Genomic DNA, 480 nt, shown 5'->3' with positions numbered 1-480 from the left:
GCCATGGCCGCCGACGCCACACCGCCAGGCGCGGCCACGGTCGTACGGGACGACCCGTACGAGATCGCCGCGTTCCTCCGCACCAAGCCGACCGCCGCCCTGCCGGGCATCGGCCCCAAGACCGCCCGGGCCCTCGCCCGCTACGGCATCACCACCGTCGGCGACATCGCCGACACCCGACTCCCCACCCTCCAGCGCATCCTCGGGACCGGGGCCGCGCGCCAGGCCCACGACCTCGCGCACGGCATCGACGAGCGCCCCGTCATCCCGGGCGCCGCCCCCAAGACCATGAGCGCCGGCCACCGCTTCGACCGCGACGAACTCGACCCCGACCAGCACCACCGAACCGTCCTCCGCCTTGTCCAGGACCTCGGCGCCCGGCTGCGCACCAGCGGCGAGATCACCCAGGCGCTCACGCTCACCGTTACCTACGCCGACCGCTCCCAGACCACCCGCACCCGGACCCTCGCCGAACCCACC

At 74.8% G+C, this 480-nt stretch carries 1 protein-coding gene; it reads left to right on the top strand.

The annotated features are described in order from the left end of the window. On the top strand, positions 1–480 hold a 480-nt coding region (locus JS521_RS37305), incomplete at both ends, for a DNA polymerase Y family protein (protein WP_275564257.1).

Origin of the sequence: Streptomyces durocortorensis (assembly GCF_016901035.1) — a bacterium.
Taxonomy (GTDB): Bacteria; Actinomycetota; Actinomycetes; order Streptomycetales; family Streptomycetaceae; genus Streptomyces; species Streptomyces durocortorensis.
The sequence above is the reverse complement of the archived record's forward strand: the minus strand, read 5'-3'. Positions and strand labels throughout refer to the sequence as shown.